The organism is Pedobacter panaciterrae (assembly GCF_013204795.1).
Lineage (GTDB): Bacteria > Bacteroidota > Bacteroidia > Sphingobacteriales > Sphingobacteriaceae > Pedobacter > Pedobacter panaciterrae.
The window spans coordinates 125,618-147,023 of record NZ_JABMKW010000012.1; the positions used below are offsets into that span (position 1 = coordinate 125,618).

General features: G+C 39.8%; 13 protein-coding genes. 10 read left to right on the plus strand and 3 right to left on the minus strand.

Translation table 11 applies throughout. From position 1 onward, the window contains the following. Window positions 1-6: 6 nt before the first annotated feature. The gene (xylA, locus tag HQN86_RS07655) at window positions 7-1,335 is read right to left on the minus strand and encodes a xylose isomerase (protein WP_172660429.1); all 1,329 of its coding nucleotides are present in this window, start codon (window positions 1,333-1,335) and stop codon (window positions 7-9) included. 9 nt (window positions 1,336-1,344) lie between these two features. Continuing rightward, entirely contained in the window at window positions 1,345-2,832 is a 1,488-nt protein-coding gene (locus HQN86_RS07660) for a xylulokinase (RefSeq protein ID WP_172660430.1), read from the minus strand. 304 nt (window positions 2,833-3,136) lie between these two features. Here HQN86_RS07660 and HQN86_RS07665 point away from each other — a divergent pair, with 304 nt between their 5' ends. Beyond that, window positions 3,137-4,180 (plus strand): LacI family DNA-binding transcriptional regulator, encoded by a 1,044-nt coding sequence (locus tag HQN86_RS07665; protein ID WP_172660431.1) that lies wholly within the window; start codon window positions 3,137-3,139, stop codon window positions 4,178-4,180. A 3-nt stretch (window positions 4,181-4,183) separates the two neighbouring features. On the opposite strand, the gene HQN86_RS07670 is transcribed toward HQN86_RS07665, so the two are convergent. After that, the gene (locus tag HQN86_RS07670) at window positions 4,184-6,694 is read right to left on the minus strand and encodes a Kelch repeat-containing protein (protein ID WP_172660432.1); all 2,511 of its coding nucleotides are present in this window, start codon (window positions 6,692-6,694) and stop codon (window positions 4,184-4,186) included. A gap of 410 nt (window positions 6,695-7,104) precedes the next feature. Here HQN86_RS07670 and HQN86_RS07675 point away from each other — a divergent pair, with 410 nt between their 5' ends. The 9 genes from HQN86_RS07675 to HQN86_RS07715 all read left to right on the plus strand — a co-directional run bounded on the left by HQN86_RS07675 (window position 7,105) and on the right by HQN86_RS07715 (window position 21,221). Beyond that, on the plus strand, window positions 7,105-8,379 hold the full coding sequence (locus tag HQN86_RS07675) for a glycoside hydrolase family 71/99-like protein (RefSeq protein WP_172660433.1): 1,275 nt from the start codon (window positions 7,105-7,107) through the stop codon (window positions 8,377-8,379). A 201-nt stretch (window positions 8,380-8,580) separates the two neighbouring features. Further along, window positions 8,581-11,739 (plus strand): SusC/RagA family TonB-linked outer membrane protein, encoded by a 3,159-nt coding sequence (locus tag HQN86_RS07680; RefSeq protein ID WP_172660434.1) that lies wholly within the window; start codon window positions 8,581-8,583, stop codon window positions 11,737-11,739. Between the two features lie 12 nt (window positions 11,740-11,751). Then, window positions 11,752-13,569: a RagB/SusD family nutrient uptake outer membrane protein gene (locus HQN86_RS07685; protein ID WP_172660435.1), complete on the plus strand. Its 1,818-nt coding sequence runs from the start codon at window positions 11,752-11,754 to the stop codon at window positions 13,567-13,569. 19 nt (window positions 13,570-13,588) lie between these two features. Further along, complete coding sequence (locus tag HQN86_RS07690) at window positions 13,589-14,305, plus strand: DUF3823 domain-containing protein (protein ID WP_172660436.1); 717 nt, start codon at window positions 13,589-13,591, stop codon at window positions 14,303-14,305. A gap of 22 nt (window positions 14,306-14,327) precedes the next feature. After that, complete coding sequence (locus tag HQN86_RS07695; RefSeq protein ID WP_172660437.1) at window positions 14,328-15,653, plus strand: glycoside hydrolase family 71/99-like protein; 1,326 nt, start codon at window positions 14,328-14,330, stop codon at window positions 15,651-15,653. A gap of 36 nt (window positions 15,654-15,689) precedes the next feature. Continuing rightward, window positions 15,690-16,823 (plus strand): hypothetical protein, encoded by a 1,134-nt coding sequence (locus HQN86_RS07700; protein ID WP_172660438.1) that lies wholly within the window; start codon window positions 15,690-15,692, stop codon window positions 16,821-16,823. An 8-nt stretch (window positions 16,824-16,831) separates the two neighbouring features. Next, window positions 16,832-18,094 carry a glycoside hydrolase family 71/99-like protein gene (locus tag HQN86_RS07705; RefSeq protein WP_172660445.1) on the plus strand — a complete coding sequence of 421 codons (1,263 nt, stop codon included), beginning with the start codon at window positions 16,832-16,834 and terminating at the stop codon, window positions 18,092-18,094. Between the two features lie 106 nt (window positions 18,095-18,200). Further along, window positions 18,201-18,962, plus strand: a complete 762-nt coding sequence (locus tag HQN86_RS07710) for a ThuA domain-containing protein (RefSeq protein ID WP_172660439.1) — start codon at window positions 18,201-18,203, stop codon at window positions 18,960-18,962. Window positions 18,963-19,001: 39 nt separating this feature from the next. Next, a complete protein-coding gene (locus tag HQN86_RS07715) occupies window positions 19,002-21,221 on the plus strand; it encodes a DUF7133 domain-containing protein (protein ID WP_172660440.1) in 2,220 nt (739 codons plus the stop codon). Window positions 21,222-21,406: the final 185 nt, after the last annotated feature.

The following is a 21,406-nucleotide window of genomic DNA, read 5'->3' on the forward strand; positions in this document are numbered from 1 at the left end:
CTGAATTTAAATGTGCCTGTTGATTAAGTTTTCAAGGAATTCTTGTCTGCCACTTCGTGTTTGTGGCTCGCCATTCTGAATTGCATAATCTCGCAGATCTTCAAGACTTAAATTACCGTTTTCAAACTCTTTTCCTTTACCGTTATCAAAAGATGCATATCTGTCTGTTCTGATTTTTTTATAGTCAGAGTTTTGAAGTATGTCGTCAGCAACGATCAGTGCACGGGCAAACATATCCATACCCCCAATATGTGCATAGAACAAATCAGCCTGATCAGTAGAGTTTCTGCGGATTTTGGCATCAAAGTTTATTCCACCACGACTAAAGCCGCCTGCTTCAAGAATGATCAGCATAGATTCAACCAGTTCGTTAATGTTATTTGGGAACTGATCTGTATCCCAGCCATTTTGATAATCTCCACGGTTGGCATCAATAGATCCAAGTAGACCTGCATCTGCAGCTACTTGTAATTCGTGCTGGAAGGTATGACCGGCTAGGGTTGCATGGTTTACTTCAAGGTTTAATTTAAAATCGCCAAGAAGGTCATATTTTTGAAGGAAGCCTAAAACAGTTGCTGCATCATAATCGTATTGATGTTTAGTAGGCTCACATGGTTTTGGCTCAATCAAGAATGTACCATTAAATCCATTCTTTCTGGCATAGTCTTTTGCAGTATGAAGGAAACGTGCAAGATGCTCCTGCTCTCTCTTCATATCGGTATTTAATAGCGACATGTATCCTTCACGACCGCCCCAGAATACATAATTCTCTCCACCTAATGCAATGGTTGCATCAAGAGCAGCTTTTACCTGGGCAGCACCATGTGTTAATACATGAAAATCAGGATTTGTTGCTGCACCGTTCATATATCTTCTGTGCGAGAACAGATTCGCAGTACCCCATAATAATTTTACGCCTGTTTCATCTTGTTTCTGACGAGCATAATCTACCAAAGCTTGCAGTCTTCTTTCGTTTTCTTTGATGTCGTTACCGTAATCTACCATATCTACGTCATGGAAGCAGTAATATGGAATACTTAACTTGGTTAAAAACTCAAATGCTGCATCCATTTTATCTTTAGCACGTTCTACAGGATCGCTTTTTTGGTTCCAAGGAAAAATATGGCTTGCTTCGCCAAAAGGATCGGCACCGTTACCACAGAATGAATGCCAGTAAGCACCGGCGAAACGAAGGTGATCTTTAAGTGTTTTCCCAGCCACAATCCTTTCAGGATCATACCATTTAAATGCCAGAGGATTGTCGCTTTCACGTCCCTCGAAGTTAACCTTACCGATATTTTTAAAAAATTCGTTATTCAAAGTGTTTACGCTCATGTTGATTTTTTATTTATTTAATGATTCTAATTGTTGTTCAAGAAGTTTTTTCCAGGTTTGATATTCATCCTCCAGTCTCTCATTGGTTGGTTCTACCAGCTTAACAGGCTTTTTATTACTAAATGCCTCGCTAACCGTTTTAAAAATGTTTGCTCCAATACCGGCACCTACAGCAGCACCGTAACTACCGTCGTTCTCATAAAGTTCCACCGGCACGCCTGTTACGTTTACAAAGGTTTGAGAGAAAATATCACTCATAAAAAGATTTGACCTTCCTGCTCTGATTACAGATGGCTGCATTCCGTTTTCTCGAAGGATATCTAATCCATAACGGAATGAGAATGCTATTCCTTCTTGTACTGCGCGGAATATATGTGCCTGTGTATGCAGGTTAAGGTCTATTTGCTGTAAATGTGCACCTACAAGTTTATTATTCAGCATACGCTCTGCTCCATTGCCAAAAGGAAGAACATAAAGTCCGTTGCTTCCTGCAGCGATCTTACTTGCTGCATTATTCATGGCAACATAGTCTATTGACGAGCCCATTAGGTTTTTAGCCCATCGGTTCATACTTCCTGTTCCATTAATGCAAAGCAAAACGCCTAAACGCTGATCCTGAGCGGTATGATTTACGTGCGCAAATGTATTTACACGTGATTGTTTGTCGTAAAGTAACTGATCAGTAACGCCATAAATAACTCCTGATGTTCCAGCAGTTGCAGCTACTTCGCCTGGTTGTGTTACATTTAATGAAAGGGCATTGTTTGGCTGATCTCCTGCTTTATAAGCTACTGGAATACCTGCCCTTAAACCTAGCTTTTCGGCAATCGATTCCTTTACTTGTCCGTGTTCAGAAAACACTGGTTTTATCTCCGGAATTATGCTTGAAGAAAAACCAAACTGCTCCATAATATCAGTAGAAATTCCGTTGGCTTTAAAGTCCCAAAGTATCCCTTCTGATAAGGCAGAATTACTGGTAGTAACCTCTCCGGTAAGCTTCATTGAGATAAAATCTCCGGGCAGCATCATCTTGGCTACTTTACTATAGGTTTCGGGTTCGTTCTTTTTAACCCAGGCCAGTTTTGAGGCGGTAAAGTTACCGGGCGAGTTAAGCATACGGCTCAAAACCTGTTCTTTTCCTAAAGCGTTAAATGCCTCTTCCCCGGTTTCTACGGCCCTGCTGTCGCACCATATAATACTGTTTCTCAGGCTGTTTTGCGCTTCATCTACAATAACAAGTCCGTGCATCTGATAAGCTATACCAATGGCCGAAATGTCTAACGGATTGTATTTACCCTTACTATTACAGTTTAGTATGGCTTGCTGAACATGTTCCCACCACATATCTGGCGACTGCTCTGCCCACCCTGATTTTAGAGAAATAATCTCTGATTCACTATCCGGATATTGTGCACTTGCAAGAATGTCGCCGGACGCAACATCAACTACCGAAACTTTGACAGATGATGTTCCTACATCAATACCTAATAGCAGCATGTTTTCTTTATATATTTGGGTTGAATTAAAATATTAGTATTTGATTAAACGAAATTAGTAAAATATTTAATTTAAGCAATCGATTGCGATAAAAATATTTTATCATATTTACTCGATTAATAAATTGTACTATTGCACAGGGTCGTCATAGATGTTGCACCTGGTCATCTCGACAATAGGAGAGATTTCTTGGTTATGCCAGTTCAAGACATCTCTCCTATTGTCGAGAAGACGGGCAGCTTTAAACAATCTGAAAAAAGAGCAATGGACAAACAATGAACCAAATAAAAAACAAGATATACTGATGAAAAATCAGAAAAGGACAACGATTTATGATATTGCGAAGAAACTAAATTTAAATGCTTCTTCTGTTTCCAGGGCTTTAAGTAATAACAGTAATGTTAGTGAAGCAACCCGGAAACTAATTTTAGATACTGCCAAGGAATTAAATTACAAACAAAATAGCCTGGCATCAAACCTAAGGAAAGGCCATAATCAGACCATTGGGGTTATTGTGCCGCGCATTAATCAAAATTACTTTGCTGATGTGATTGCCGGTATCGAGGAGGTTACTTATCAAAAAGGTTATAACCTGGTAATTTGCCAATCAAACGAATCTTCTGCAAGAGAGGTTAAATGTGTAAACACCTTAATTAACCAGCATGTGAGTTGTATCGTAATTTCCCTTAGTGCTGATTTTGAAGACGATAAACACCTTCAAACCATTAAGGAACATGGTATTCCACTAATCCAATTTGACAGGGTAGCAGAACATCTGGACACATTTAAAGTGCTGAACGACAACGAACAAGCTTCTATAGACGCAGTAAGTCATTTAATTGAGCAGGGTTATAAAAGAATTGCATTGCTTGAAGGCCCGCAAAATCTGAATATTTTCAGACAAAGGAAAGCAGGTTATCTTGCTGCGTTAAAAAAATATAAGGTTCCGGTGTTACCAGAACTAATTAAAGAAAATGCCTGGACAAAAGAACTGGGAGCTGAATCAACTAAAGAATTACTAAATCTTGCTGAACCACCCGATGCAATATTTGCTTCTACTTCCGATTTCTCTGCTCTGGGTGTTTTGGAAGTAGCCACCAAGATGGGATTAAAAGTTCCTGAGGAATTAGGTATATGCGGTTATTCAAATGAGGCCTTTACCGAAATAACCAGCCCTTCTATTACTACTATAGACCAGTACAGTGTAAGCATGGGTAAAACAATTGCAAACCTATATTTTCAGGAAATAGAATCTTCAGAAAAAGACAACAACCCTAAGATTGTAAGTATAAAACCAAAACTGATTGTTAGGTCGTCAACATTGAGAAACAAAACCGAAGGTTATTAAGGTTTATTCAAGTATTTCCTGAAAGCTGTGTTTAAACTCTTCGCCATATATAGCCTTATACTCTTTGTTAAAGGTTTCGAATTTAGTTTTGGCTAATGAGTGTTTTCCTAAATGGACCAGGGCTTTACACTTTATGATCATCGCTTCTTCATTTACCGGATCAAAATAGAATACATAATTGGCCAGATTGATCAGAAACTCCGGATCATCGGCAATTTTAATTGTAGCTGCATAGTGCAAATAGGCGTCTATGATCTCGTTTGACAGATCAGATTTAAAGGTATCCAGCCAGTCGTATTCTACGTTCGACAAGAAGCTTCCCCTGTGTATGATCTTAGTAAGCTCATTCACTCTTCGCTTGTCCATTTCTCCTTTACTGCTTACAATGTTCAGGTACTCACTATAATCTATTTTTACCTTAGTATCGTCAAAGTCTATCTTCCAGTATCCGGTTTGTTTAGAGATCTGACAACCATCCATTTTTTCAAGAATGACCTTTAACTTCGCAATATTCACTGATCTGTTGTTCCTTGCACTATCTGCTGTTTTATCAAACCAGAGAATTTCTGTTAGCTTCTCAGAACTAATGCCCCTGCCCCACTTAATGGTATAAACCAGAACTACCAGAAATAACTCTCTTAATAAGGGAGAAAAGTACTTGGTAATGTCTTCCCCTTCCTTATCAAAAAGCTGAAGGTCGCCAAATAGGAAAATGGTATTTTCATGTTGCTCCACCACTGTTTCTACAGCTGAGGGTTCATCAACAAGCGGTTGCAACTTAACCTTAACAAACCGCTTTCTTTTCCAACGGTATATTACAAGCCCGGTAATGATTAGCACTGGCAAAAGAAATAGCAAATACTTTGCTGGCTTCCAGGACAGGCCTTTTGTTGAAGCGGCATAGGCAGCTTCGGGAGGGCCCGACAAAGTATATACTTTAACAGAGGTCGTATTATTCTTCTCTTCATGGAACAATACCACGGCTACAAACTTTTTACTTGCAGGGCAGTAAAATAAGTCTGCAAAGGAATAAATATCATGAAAAGGATAAGGAATTGAATTGCCTACCAGCTTATATGTAGGCGAATGTAATGATCCTTCGATAAGTTGAAGAGAAGAATTAAAGCTATTATTTGGGAAGGTTAAGGCAAAGTAGGTGTCTTCTTTTTCATTGATCACCATTGAGTTTGCAAAAGCAAATTCTTCGGCAGGGGGTGCCAATTCAAATATCTTTTTAAATGTTTTATGCTTAACATCATAAAAATTAAGGTCATAAATATTTTTAGGATTTAATATTTGTTGGCCGGTTGCGCTTCCATACCCGCCTAGTATATAAGCTCCGTCTTTTACTGCACCCAGCGCAGAAAGGTATCTTGGCGTAAAATCGCCCGAAGCTTTAATAGTCGTCCATTTCTTATCAGGAAAATGATAACGTTCAATACTTCGTCTGTAAGTATATTGGCCATAGCCTCCTACCATATACAATGACGAATCAACTGCCGAATAGAACTTATTAGGGTGCCAGTAATTGGTTATAACATCAGGAGTGATATAATTTTTATCCCAGGTTTTGTTGGCAAAATTAAAATCGGCAACAAGTTTTTGATCTATATAAAAATTGAACAGTTTATCGGCACCTGCATCATAGATTGACTGATTACCGGCAAATAAATGTTGTTTGCCCGAAGAGTAGCCCATGTAGGATAAACCGTTTGAAACAACATTATAAGTAATTAATGAATCTTCGGTAACTACATATAAGCTTTCCTTTTTAGCATTTAGAGCTACACTTGCAAGCCCCTTAACACTAAAAGTTTTAACCAACTCCCAATCGTGATGCATCTTCTTTATCCAGATAGGATTTATGACCAGTCCGTCCTTTCCTTTTATTTTTTCGGTAACCTTTGTTCCACCCTTTTCATCCAAAGGCCAATAATAACTAACCTTATCATTCTCTGTGATTCTCACATCTTTTATGTTCATTGGAGGGACATCTTTTACGCTGAAGTCTTTGTAGTTGTTGGCCCCTAGAAATATTTTATAGCAGTTATTCTTAAAGCTAACCTTTTGCTTATAATATTTACCATCGGCAAGCATGATAAGCTCCTGGTGGTCAACATCAAATTTAAGCTTCAGGGTATGCCAGTTCTTATACAGCTTATTGGTATCAATATCAAAAGCAATATCAGATATCTTATCTCCTACTATAAGCTTAAAGTGCTTATTCTCGTCGAACCTCATGTCGTAAATAAGGTCTATGTTGCGCTTCTCCTGGTCAATTAATCTAAAAATATAACCAAAATGATCTGCATAGCCAGGCATAAATGACAGGTCAAATGATAATTCGAAACTACGGTCAAAACATAACGGACGCTCGGGGCTAAGATCAAGTGCTGTTCTTTTGTCCTGAACTACTTCGTGTCCGGCAAACCCAAGTCCGTACGACTGGCTGTAAACGGGCGCCGATGCAATAAGCAGTAGCAGTAAAAAAGCAGTGTAAAATTTTAATCCCATAGTATTTTTATCTTAACCTCTATTGCTTCGGGATAATGGAACACGCCTTTTAAACTTGTTTTCAATTGTGGGGAAAATCATAAGGTGATGGTACTTAAAGGCCAGCGTTTTCAAGGTCTATTTTTTCAGCTATTTGGCACGCCAAGATAACTTTTTTGATTAATATTTTTCACAAGATCACGACAATTATACAATTATCATTTTATTAATATCGGTTCTGTTTTCTTTTTTGCGAGCCATTTTCGCCTATCTGACAAAGGTTTTTCAAATTATTTGATGCGTTAATTCAATATTAAGTATTTATTAATCGCAGAAAAATAAGTTTATCAATAAATACGAAGAATACCCATTTACAACGATACACCAATCGTTCATTTCTTCGGGAGCAAAACAACCAAATATAACCACTTATGAATTTTAAAAAGATTATCCTTTTATCTCTATCCTGCCTGTTCATCTATAAAGCACAGGGACAAACAAAACACAGCAAGCAAACGCTATATCCCACTTATAAAGGATTGGTTATGGCAGGTTACCAAGGCTGGTTTAGAGCTGAGGGTGATGGTACCGATTCCAAAAGGTATGCTTATGGCGATGAAAAACGAAGCAGCATTGACATGTGGCCCGATGTGAGCGAATATGAAGTAACTTATAATACCCCTTTTAAATTAAGCAGCGGACAGCCGGCAAAGTTTTTCAGTTCACATGATAAAAGCACTGTCGATCTTCATTTTAAATGGATGCAGCAATACGGCGTTGATGGCGTATTTATGCAAAGATTTTTCGGCAATGCCAAGCATAAAGATAAAGCCGCATTAACCATATTAAAAAATGCTTTTGAAGCCGCCTCAAAATATGAACGGGCTATAGCAGTGATGTATGATCTCTCGGGGTTAAGCGCATCAGGTGAAGATTGCTCTGCAATAATTGAAGACTGGAAATACCTTGTTGATGAGTTAAAAGTAACAAACCAAGCAGGTAAGAAAACATATTTGCACCATAATGGAAAACCTTTGGTTACGATATGGGGTGTTGGTTTTCCTGATAGGCCATATAACACACGCAACATCGGCCTGGAGAAATTGATTGATTTCTTAAAAAATGATCCGGTATATGGTAACTGTTCTGTAATGCTGGGTGTACCTACTTCTTGGCGCACGCTAAATGCCGATTGTATTAACGACCCATATCTGCATGAATTAATTAAAAAGAGTGATATCGTTTTACCATGGACAGTACAGCGTTATAGCGGACTGCTTCATAATGATATGGACAGATTGCGCGACAATACTATAGATGATATTAAGTGGTGCAAAGAAAACAATGTTGATTATGTGCCTTGTGTGTATCCTGGTTTTAGCTGGCACAATTTAAGTAAGCAGGAATTTCCAGATGATGTGAAACCGGTTGGTTCAATACCACGCCAAGGCGGTCGATTTTATTGGCAACAAATAGCCACCACACTTAATGCAGGGGCATCTATGCTATATGTGGCCATGTTTGATGAGGTGAATGAGGGAACAGCCATTTTTAAAGGATCTGACAACCCTCCGCTAAGTACCACTACCTCATTTATTAATATGGATGGAAAGCCATCAGATCATTACCTGTGGTTAACAGGTGAAGCCGCCAAAATGCTGAGAAACCAAAAGCCACTTACTTTAAAGATGCCTGAACGGAAATAATATAAGACTTTTTAAACCGGAGGTATTTGCGCTTCCGGTATTTTTTACGAGCACTCGGCAATCGATTGCTTAAATCATAAACCAAATATAACCATGAGCAGCTACAGATCACTTCCTCCATAAGCACCATTTACCCTAAGCAAAACTTTGCTTTAATCGGACAATAATCAAACAATAAATTAAACCAAAAAGATAAACAGTATGAAAAAATTAAAATACCTACTTACACTATTTTTTCTATTTCCACTCATTTTGCTGGCCCAGCAATCGGTTACAATAAGTGGAAAAGTAACAGACGCTGCCGGAGGCCTTGGCATACCGGGAGTAAGTGTTAGGGTAAAAGGAACCAACAATGGCACCTTAACAAATAGCGACGGAACATTTTCTCTTAATGTTCCTGGCCCAGACTCGTATATACAATTCACCTCTGTAGGATTTGCCCCACAGGAAATTCAGGTAAATAACAAAAGAGAATTTCAGATCATCCTAAAGCAAGACAACAACAACCTGGAAGAGCTGATTGTGGTTGGTTACGGTACCCAGAAAAAAGCTACTGTAACCGGTTCTGTTGCTACTTTAAAAGGAGAAGAACTGGTGGTTACAAAGAACGAAAGTGTTGTAAACATGTTAACAGGTAAAGTACCGGGCATACGTGTCCTGCAAAAAACTGCTGAACCTGGTTCTTATGCAAATAACCTAAACATCAGGGGATTTAAAAGCGATCCTTTAATTGTAATTGATGGAGTTATTGGTGGAGACCAATCAACACTGGGCAGAATGGATCCTAATGAGATAGAAAGTGTTTCGGTACTGAAAGATGCTGCTGCATCGATATATGGTATCAGGGCTGCTGGTGGTGTGATTTTGGTAACTACAAAAAAAGGCAACAAAAGCGGTAAAGTAGATATAAACTATTCATTTAATCAGTCTTTCCAAACATTTTTAGGAATGCCTGAAGGTGTAGGTGCAGTAGATTATATGTTGATGACCAATGAGAAGAACAAACACAATTTTGATGCAAACTTCATCAGTAATCAGCCTCCTAAATTCTCTTACAATGATATCAAACCATGGCTTGATGGCACTTACAAAGAGACTAACTGGATAGACCTGGCATTTAAAGATACAGCGCCCCAGTTAATGCACAATTTAAACGTTAACGGCGGTAGCGATAAGATCAGCTATTTCTTCAATCTTGGTTATCAAAAGCAGGATGGTGTATTTAAAAGCGGAGATTTAAACTACGATAAATATAATTTTCGTTCGAACGTAACCGTAGACATCACAAAGGGTTTAAAAGCACAGGTATTAGCCTCCGGTATGATGGATGAAAAAAACCAACCATATACTGATCTGTGGACAATCTACAAATATGCATGGAATCAGATTCCAACAAAGCAGGTATTTGCTAATGATAATCCTTTATATCCAAGTGTTATTGATGACAACATGAATCCTGCAATCATTACCGAGGCAGATAAAGTAGGTTTAAAAACATTTAAGCAAAAGAATTTTGTTGGTCAGTTAAATCTACAATACGATATACCCGGCATTAAAGGTTTAAATGCAAAAGCATTGTACAATGTTGACTATAATGTTAGCGACAATAACGAAATAAGAAGAGAGTACACTTTATATACTTATAAAGCCGACACTGATACCTATTTACCAAGCAAGGTGCAAAGCCCTTCTCGCGTGCGTCGCTCCTACTACACCAGGTTCAACACTTTAAGCTCATTGTCTTTAAACTATGCTAATACATTTTTTAATGATCATAATATAGCTGCAACCCTTGTTTATGAGCAAAGTCATCAAACAGGTGATAATTTTTATGCTCAAAGAGATACAGAAATCCCAGTTGATTATCTATTTGGTGGTTTACCAAACGGCCAGATGCAAGGTGGCATGGACATAAACGGATTAAACGACATTGCTTTTCAAAGTATCATAGGCAGGTTGAACTATGATTATAAAGGCAAATATCTGGCAGAGTTTATTTTCCGTAGAGATGGTTCTAATAAATATCAACCAGGAACCAATGATCAGTTCGGATTTTTCCCTGGAGTATCTGTGGGTTGGGTGGTAACGAAAGAGAACTTTTTCCGTAACCTTATTCCAGAGAACATTCTGGGCAGCTTAAAATTCAGAGCTTCATATGGTAAACAGGGTGACGAAAGAGGAAGGGCCTTTAATTATCTTTCAGGATTTAACTACCCTGTAAATTCTTACATATTTGGATCAAGTGCAGTTAACGGCTCCTCACAAAGACTTGGTAACCCAGGATTAAGCTGGGCAGTTAACACCAAAAAGAATATAGCTGTTGATTTTAGCTTTCTTGGCGGTAAACTCGATGGTACTTTTGAAGTCTTCAGAAGTGACAGAACCGGGTTAGAGGCCACTCCTGCAGTAGCATTACCAGGTACAGTGGGTGCAGATGTTCCACAGATAAATATCAATAGCGACAGGGTTCAGGGAATGGACTTAATCCTTTCACATAGAAGCACTATTGGTAATGTTGGGTTAAACATTAGTGGTAACATTGGTACAACACGTGCCCAATGGTTAAACATTCTTCAGGGCAGAGCCGGTAATGAACGTGAAAACTGGAAGAACGGACAGGTAAACAGGTATCAAAACATTTGGTGGGGACCTGAATATGCCGGCCAGTTTACCAACTATCAGCAGATATACAACTATGGTGTGAATATGGGAGGCGGTAATAATGGGGTAATACCTGGAGATTACTACTATCAGGACTGGAATGAAGATGGTGAGATCAATGATAAGGATGATCATCCTATTGCTACCAATGATATCCCATTGGTGAATTATGGTATGAGTATAGGCGTAGCTTATAAAGGTTTCGACGTAAATGTACTTTTACAGGGAGCAGCAGGTGTTTATGTGCAGTATGATGAGTTGTTTGCAGAGCCGCTTGCCTTCGAAAGAAGTTCATTAACTCGCTTTCTGGACAGCTGGCATACTATAGACCCGAATGCTAATATTTATGATCCTAATACACAGTGGACCCCGGGGTTTTATCCTGCTATGGGATCTCCAAAGGCAGTAGGAACAAAAGCTGTGCAAAACGCAAGTTATTTACGTGTGAAAACGCTTGAGCTTGGATACACCATTCCGGCAGCAGCATTACAGAAAATAGGTGTTAAAAAGTTAAGGGTGTATGTAAACAGTTACAATCTGGCAACTTTTACAGGACTAAAAAACTATGACCCTGAACATCAAGGCCCTAAGCCAAATGATAGGGATATCAATCCGGGCGATCCTTTCTCAATAGCCTTGGGAGGATATACGTATCCTATGAACAGAACTTTTAATCTGGGAGCTAACATCACCTTTTAATCTTATTGAAATATGAAAAGTATACATAAACTAATTATAGCAATATCTATAAGCATGGGGGCACTTGTAACCTCTTGCCAAAAGCTAGATATTCCACCTACTAATATTTTTACACCAGACATCATATTTGGTAGTGAGGCCGGCGTAAAATCCTTTTTGGCAACCATTTACAGAGGTTTACCCATTGAAGATTTTAAGTACAGACCCGATCAGGGTTTCAAAACGGGTGGTAACGATTGGGAGAACTTCTTTAACTCAGCCTCAGTTACGGGCGAAGAAGTTGGGCCTTTTGGTGGTATGGATATAGGGGGCGGTTTTGGCTACTGGCCATACGGTGATATCAGAAACGTTAATATTCTGATTGAAGAGTTACCAAAACATGCGGATAAGCTTGGACAGTCCAATGTAGATGCATTATTGGGCGAGGCGCACTTTTTAAGGGCATACTATTATTTCGGACTAGCCAAACGTTATGGCGGTGTCCCAATTGTAACTACAGTGCAAGACCCGGGCGCACCACTTTCAGAATTACAGGTACACCGTGATAAAGAAGAAGCAACATGGGATTTCATTGGTGCAGAGCTTGATCTGGGTTATCAGATGATGAATGAAACCAATGAGTTAGGCAGAGCTAATAAATATGCAGCTGCTGCATTAAAATCGAGAGCAATGTTGTATGCAGGCACCATAGCCAAATATGGATCTGCAAACTTTGTTGATGGCCAGGCCAGAGCCGAAGGATTTGCAGGCATACCTGCAGACAAAGCCAATGGATATTTCACAAAGGCATATGATGCTGCCAAACTACTTGAAGGACACTATTCACTATATGAGAAAAACTCAGATAAAGTACAGAACTATGTTGACCTTTTCCTGAAAAGCGAAAGTCCTGAAAACATCTTTGTTAAACAGTATTCAATTATCTCTGGTACTGCACACAGCTGGGACGCTACCATGTCTCCTCGCTACATGACTGCTAATGCACTTACCAGATCATACCCTACCCTTGATTTGGTACAACGCTGGGGCAACTTGCCGGTAACCAACTCAGATGGAACACCGAAACGTTTCAATGATCGTGCAGAATTAATGCAGGGACTTGAACCAAGATTGCTGGCCACGGTATATTTCCCGGGAGCAACTTTAAGAGGCCTCACATTTGATATGCAAAGGGGTATTTATCCTTCATTTAGCGGCACAGCAGCCGCAGAAGTTGCAAAGCCTGCTAACTCACGCAGCTACATACTATCAGGAGATACCAAAACTTTATACCAGGGAAGAATGATTATTGGTTTTACAGGACCATGGACCGGTGGCGATGAGCTAACCCGTACAGGTTTTTATGTAAGAAAATACATTGATGCTGCAAAACCAATTTCAACTGTTGACCTAAACAGAAGTGAGCAGCCATGGATTGATCTTCGTTACGCTGAAATACTATTAAACAGAGCCGAAGCAGCTATGGAACTTGGCAATGCCGGTGATGCGCTAACAGTGATCAATATGATCAGAAATAGAGCTGGTGCAACCCCATATACTTCAATTGATATAGATAAGATCCGTAACGAAAGAGGAATGGAACTGGCTTTTGAAAATCAATACTACTGGGATTTAAAAAGATGGAGGATTGCAGATGTGGTTTTAAACAATGCCAGATTTAAGGGTCTTATGCCTTATTATGTATTTAACGAAAACAAATACATCTTTTTGTCGGAACCTGAATTGTTCCAGCGTAATTACAATTTCGACAAAAAATTCTACTACGAACCAATACCTGGGGGTGAACTTGGTAAAAACCCTAATCTATACCCTAATAATCCTAATTACTAAGAATATAAAATTATAAGATATGAAAAAACTGATTAGTAGAATATTGTTGGGCACAACTATACTGGCAAGTTCTGCATGTACAAAAATAGACAACTATGATGGTCCTAATGCTTCATTCGAAGGAAACCTTATTTCCTCAGAAGGTGGCAATTTGCTTACCTCGCAAGGCAGCAGCCAAATAAGACTGGAGCAGATCAGCTGGAGTGCTACACCATCTCCGCAGGAGATACCAAGCAAATTCGATGGTACGTTTAAAGATTCAAAACTCTTTAAAGGAACTTACAAAGTAATACCTAAGGGCGGTGCTTTCTGGCCACTTTATGATACCCTTACAGTTGATATTAATAAGGGTACAAAGCACGATTTTACCGTTACCCCATATATTCTCATCAAGAATTTCACTGCGGTGCTGAATGGCAAAACGTTAACATTAAAATATACAATGGAGGCGCCTATTGGCGCGGGTTTACCAACGATTATAGAAACTCAGCCATATGTTAACAATACCAAACTTGTAGGTGCAGGTGCATCCATCAGAGATTTTTCTGACATCTATAAGAAGGCGATTAATAAAGAATGGGCCGATATGACTGATGCAGATAAGTCTGTTACTATCGATATCCCTGATATGTTGCCAGGCAGAAAGTTCTTTGTAAGAGTAGGAGTTCGTTTAAACGATAGTTTCAAGAGCTCCAATTTCTCTGAAATTATAGAAATAGACGTACCAGCAAATTAATTGAACCTAACAAATTATACTTATGAAGAAGTTTAGGATATTGTTTTTCTCTTTTGCAACCATCGCTTTTCTGGCATCGTGTTCTAAAAGCAATGGCGTAAAAGATCCCGATCCGGAAGTAAAGCCACCGGCTACTCAGGATAAAGTGTATGACATGACTGGGGTAGTTTACAAATCTTATACTGGCTTGGTAATGGCTGGTTATCAGGGTTGGTTTGCTGCCGAGGGAGATGGTTCACAGCGCGGCTGGTACCACTATCAAGGCAATGGCGGTTTCTTCCCCGGAAATACCAATGTAGATTTCTGGCCGGATATTACTGAATATACCAAAAAGTATAAGTCGCCTTTTAAATTTGCAAATGGCTCTGACGCTTACTTATACAGTCCTTACGATGAAGAAAGTGTTGATCTTCATTTCAAATGGATGAAGGATTACGGCATCGACGGTGTGCACATGCAACGCTTTGTAGGTGAGATTAAATCTTCAAATGCATCCGGAAAAAGACACTTCAATAAGGTGTTGGCCAATGCACTAAAAGCGGCTAAGAAATATGGCAGGGCAATTAGTGTAATGTATGACCTGAGCGGCTGTTCAAGCGCTGATGTTGCTTATCTGGAGCAGGACTGGAATGAATTACAAAGCCTTTTTAAACTTTTTGACAGTAAAGAGAACCCCACCTATTTATATCACAACGGCAGGCCATTGGTAACTATATGGGGTGTAGGTTTTAATGACAACAGAAAATATACCATTTCTGATGTAACCACACTAGTAGAAAAACTGAAAGGGCCAGATAATAAAGTAGCTGTTATGCTTGGAGTTCCCTTTTACTGGAGAACACTGGGTGATGATACAGAAAAATCGCCTCTGTTGCATGCATTGATAAAAAAAGCAGACATAGTTATGCCATGGGCTGTGGGAAGATTCGGCTCCGGAAATTACAATGAACGGATAACTTATGATGACATCCAATGGTGCAAGGCTAATAAGGTTGATTATGTGCCACTAGTATTTCCCGGCTTTACCTGGGGAAATATGCACAAGGATGCCAGCCTTTATTATCAGATACCCCGCTTAAAAGGTGATTTCTTGTGGCAGCAAATTGCCGGTGCAAAAAACGTGGGTGCAAAATCATTATATGTAGCCATGTTTGATGAAATTGATGAAGGCACAGCAATATTTAAGGCGGCCCGGGAAGCCGATACACCGCTGAATGGAGATGCCGGACTAAGATTCGTTGGAATTGAAAACGATCTGGCTTCCGATTACTACTTATGGCTTACAGGAAAGGGCGCAAGTTGGTTTCATGGCGAGCCAGGTTTTACCAGGGTTAAACCAGTTAGATAACGAAGAAATTAATGTTAAACTTTTAAAACAAAGGAAATGAGATTAATAAAAAGTATGATGGTATATTCCATCGCCCTGTTCGGGCTTACAGTAACCAGCTGTAAAAAGGAAACTTACACTTCAAGAGATACCAGTCATTTGGTGCCCTTGCCAGAGGAACCGGGAGAGCCGGCTGATCCTACACTGGTGGTATTTGACAATGTTGATGCTAAAGATGGGTGGCAAACTGTTGGTGATCCTGTTATTGAAACATCAGGAGCTAAAGAAGGCAGCGGCTACCTTAAAAACACCATTAAAAACGGAGACGATTTTATGCAATTTATAAAGCATTTAGCTACTCCATTGGATTCTAAACTTACAACAGCAAACGGCCAGTTCTCTTTCTGGTGGTATATCTCTGATGTATCAGCCATTAAAGAAGATGGACAAATTGAGATCACCAGTGGTGGAGATGCAGATAAGGATGAGTATGGATGGTCTGTAGCTAAATTATTGCCTACTTTAAAAAATGGCTGGAATCAGGTAAATCTTAATTTAAGAGATGCAGATATATCCGGCGCGCCAAATCCCGCTGCCCTTAACTTTTTCCGGGTATTTTTCTGGACCAAAACCAAAGATCATTCGGATGTAATTACCGGTGTTGATGGGCTGGTACTTAGGGCAGTGCCGGCAGCTCCGGCTGTTTCTTTTGAAAATGCAGATAAGCCAGATGGCTGGGAAACTGTGGGTGCTCCTGTTATTGAAACAGCAGGCAAAAAAGAAGGCACAGGTTACCTTAAGAACACCATAGCAAACGGCGGAGACTTTATGCAGTTTATCAGAAAATTTGAAACACCGTTTAATTCAACTTTTAACAAAAGTAATGGTCAGTTTAAATTCTGGTGGTATATATCAGATGTTTCTCATATCAAAAAAGATGGTTCCATAGAGCTTACCAGCTCCGGAAAGGCCGATGATCATGAATCTGCCTGGGATGTAGCCCCATTAGTAGATAATTTAAAGAACGGCTGGAATGAAATTACACTTGATTTTGACAAAGCAATTAATAGTGGTGACGGTGGCGCAGACTTTACTGCCATTAACTATTTCCGGGTATTCTTTTTTACCACGAGCAAAGATCATCCGGATGTGGCTGTGGGTATAGACGATCTTCGTTTTACAGGGAAATAACCATGAACATGAAAAAAAATGACATTGCCTTTCTGCTGGCCTTATTTACTTTAATGAGCAGTTGCTCAAAAAAGAGTTCTAAAGAAATCACCTCTCCCGATAAACCGGGGGAAGTGATTGACATAACCCCCTCTCCGGTTGGCGACGTGGTTGGCAAAATAACTGTTGGCTATCAGGGTTGGTTTGCAGCAAAAGGTGATGGCTCTCCAATTGATGCTTGGTGGCATTATACCCAGGATTGGGGGAAGATTCCTTCCCCTACCAATCTGGGGATAAAATCATGGCCTGACGTTAGGGAATATACAGAAACCTTTCAAACTGGTTTTGCAGATCTTGGCAATGGGCAAGCCGCAAAGTTATTCTCATCGTTTACTACTCAAACCGTAAACACACAGTTTCTTTGGATGCAGCAAAATGGTATTGATGCAGCCGCGCTGCAGCGCTTTAACCCAAATGGAATTGAGGGTCCGGTACGTGACGCCATTACAGCAAAGGTAAAAACCGCAGCAGAGGCTTATGGACGTAAGTTCTACATCATGTATGATGTAAGTGGGTGGACTAATATGCAATCAGAAATTAAAACCGATTGGACAAATAAAATGTCGGCCTATATCACTTCATCAGCCTATGCAAAGCAAAATGGGAAGCCCGTAGTTTGCATATGGGGATTTGGATTTAATGATAACAATCATCCCTGGCCTGCATCGGTTTGTCTGGATGTAATTAACTGGTTTAAAAGCAAAGGATGTTATGTTATAGGCGGCGTGCCTACCCATTGGCGGAAACAGGAGAGCGACTCCAGACCCAATTTCATCAGCGCTTATAAAGCTTTTGATATGCTATCACCATGGATGGTGGGCAGAATTGGCAATGCAAACGAATCTGACGGCTTTTTTGTAAATGTGAACAAACCCGATCAGGCTTATTGCAATTCGAATGGAATTGATTATCAGCCTTGCGTATTGCCCGGTGATTTACAGGAACGCCAACGTGCGCATGGAGACTTTATGTGGCGCCAGTTCTATAACATGAAAAGAGTGGGTTGTCAGGGAATATACATCTCTATATTTGATGAGTACAATGAAGGAAATCAGATTGCGAAAACTGCTGAGAATTCATCATTTATACCTAAAGGATCATCATTTGTAACACTGGATGAAGACGGTACTGCCTGTTCCTCAGATTATTATTTGAGGTTAACCGGTGATGGAGGGAAAATGTTTAAAGGGCAAATTGCACTTACAGCTGTGCGTCCAACTAGTCCGATGTAAGTTTTATTAATGTTTTCCTAAAACTTGTCTCTTAAATAATACACTTTATCCGTTACTTAGAGAATTAAAATTCCTTTACCTTTAATACCATTAAAACAAAAAACAAATGAAAATCACGACTAGAAACCACTCTTTAGCAAAAGCATTAACAATGCTGTCATTAATATTGATCATGTTTAGTGCCACATCGGCCTCTGCAAAGAAAAACCCAAGAATCCTTGTGTTCTGTAAAACAGCCGGGTTTCACCATGATGCAATTGCAGTAGGAACTACAGCTATTATTAAATTAGGAGCAGAAAATAATTTTGATGTAGATACCACAACCAATTCAGAGAAGTTCACCGCAGATAACTTGAAAAATTACAAGGCTGTAGTGTTTTTCAATACCACTGGTGATGTATTAAATGATACCCAACAAGCTGTTTTTGAGAAATATATTCAAGGCGGCGGTAACTTTGTTGGTGTACATGCTGCTACTGATACTGAGTACGACTGGCCTTGGTATGGTAAACTGGTAGGCGCTTATTTTGTTAGTCACCCAAGTCAGCAAGAGGCGTCATTAAATGTAACTAACCGCAACCACATCTCTACAAAACACCTTCCGGAAGTTTGGAAAAGAAAAGACGAATGGTATAATTTCAAATGGGTAGCCGACGGCTTAAATGTATTAATATCTATTGATGAGAAAAGCTATGATGCCGGTAAAGGAAAAATGGGTGATAAACACCCAATGGCATGGTACCATGAATATGATGGTGGCCGGGCTTTCTACACTGAACTGGGCCATACAGATGAATCTTATGCTGATCCACTTTATCTTAAACATCTTTTAGGGGGGATCAAATATGCTTTGGGTGTGAAAAAATAAACACACCCTCAACCCAAAACACACAAAACCAAATACACAATGAAACCAAATAAACAATGGGTATTGGGCATGCTCGGCTTGTCTATGCTCGTTTATACTTGTAAAGTATCTCAAAATACTTTAAAACGAGACGCCAATGGAAAGGTAATCGTAAACACCAACCCCTCTCCTGCTTATCTAACACCGCAGGAGAGTCTTAAAACCATCCATCTTCCTAAAGGCTACCACCTCGAACTTGTAGCCAGCGAGCCCATGATTCATGAACCTGTAGCAATTGCATGGGACGGTAACGGACGCATGTACGTTGCAGAGATGAATACCTATATGCAGGACGCTGAAGGTACAGATGAGATGAAGCCGATATGTACCATTAAAAGACTAGAAGATACCAATGGTGATGGAAAAATGGATAAATCAGTAGTTTTTCTTGATAAGTTATTACTTCCAAGAATGATCCTTCCACTTGATGACCGCCTTTTGGTTGCAGAAACTTTTGACAATAGTATTTATAGTTATCGTGATACCAATGGAGATGGCGTGGCCGATGAAAAGAAAATGGTTTTCAAAAATGAGTCTGAAAACAAAAGTAATCTGGAGCATCAGCGAAGCGGTTTAGTGTGGAATCTTGACAATAAGATCTATGTAACTGTAGAAAACGTTCGTTACAAATTTGAGGATGGTTTATTAAAACCTGAGAATCAGCATGAAGGTTCAGGCGGTCAGTGGGGTCTTGCGAATGACAACTACGGTCGATTGTTTTTTTCATCCGCCGGTGGCGAAGCTCCTGCAGTAAACTTCCAACAAAATCCCTACTTTGGATATTTGGACCTTGGCGAACAGTATAATGATAAATTTCAGGATGTCTGGCCTATAATTTCTACACCAGATGTTCAGGGAGGTTTAGGCCGATTACGTCCGGACAGTACACTAAATCATTTTACAGCTTGTACAGGTCAGTCTGTTTTCAGAGGCAACTCGTTACCAGATGATCTGAAAGGAGATTTATTGATCTGTGAACCGGTAGGCAGACTGATCAGAAGAGCCAAGGTTACGAACACCAATGGTAAAATAACCCTAAAAAATGCATACGAGAAAGAAGAATTTATTGCTTCTACAGACATGAACTTCAGACCTGTAAACAGTGTAACAGGCCCAGATGGATGTGTGTATATTGTAGACATGTACCGGGGAATTATCCAGGAAGGTAACTGGACAAGAAAGGGAACTTACCTGCGTAACCAGATTGATCAAAAGCAATTCGACAAAAATATTGGCCGAGGACGTATCTATAGATTGGTTCACGACGGTATCAAGCGCGATAAGACGGTCCCAAATATGTTAAGCCTTACCAGTGATAAATTGGTTCCGTACCTTTCGCATCCTAACGGATGGTGGCGAGATAATGCACAGAAACTCATAGTGGTTCGTGGAGATAAATCTGTTGTACCTGCGCTAAAAGAACTGGCATTAAACTCACCTGTGCAGCTGGCCCGTATTCATGCCCTGTGGACGATAAACGGTCTTAATGCGCTAGACAGACCTACCCTATTAGCTGCATTGAAAGACAAAGATGCGGAGGTAAGAAAAACTGCGTTGTGGATTAGTGAAGAGCCAATAAGAAAAGGAGATGAAAGTCTGGTATTGGCAGTTGAGCCACTAAAAAATGATCCTAGTGCCGATGTTCGTTTACAACTTGGATTATCATTAAGGTTCAACAGCTCTGATAAAGCACAGCAAATCATAGCCGACATCATTAAGGATCATCCTGAAGACATAGTTCTTGCAGAATCGCAGAAGAAATATCACAGACAAATTGAGGCTAAAGCTACTGCAGAAAAGAATTCAAAATTAATGGCTGCTGCTGATCAGAAATTAATTAACGATGGCGCATTAATTTTTAAACAGCTTTGCGTTACCTGCCATGGTGCAGAAGGTAAAGGTGTAATTAATGGTGGTAAAGATATGCCAGCTCCGCCACTGGCAGCGAGTAAAGATGTGAATGGCGATCCCGAAAAGATAATCCGCATTCTACTTCACGGCTTATCGGGTCCGGTTAATGGTAAAACATATGCCGATGTGATGCCTGCCCTTGGAAGTAATAATGACGAATACATTGCTTCAGTAATCAGCTATATTCGTAATGATATCGGCAACAAGGCATCTACAGTAAAGGCTGCTGACGTTAAAAAAGTACGTGAGCAAACTGCCGGAAGAACCAAAAACTGGACATGGCAGGAATTGAATGCATTGAGGAAATAAGGATAGATTGAAATAAAAAAGGGGGCTGATCAATTATGATCAGCCCCCTTTTTTATTATTTCGTCATCTCTCCTATCGTCGAGATGACGAACGTATTAATGCGCAGCAGCAGTAGCTGGCACACTACTCTTTACATTTTTTTGCCAGAAGAAAAATATAATGAACAACACCACCAGTATTCCAGG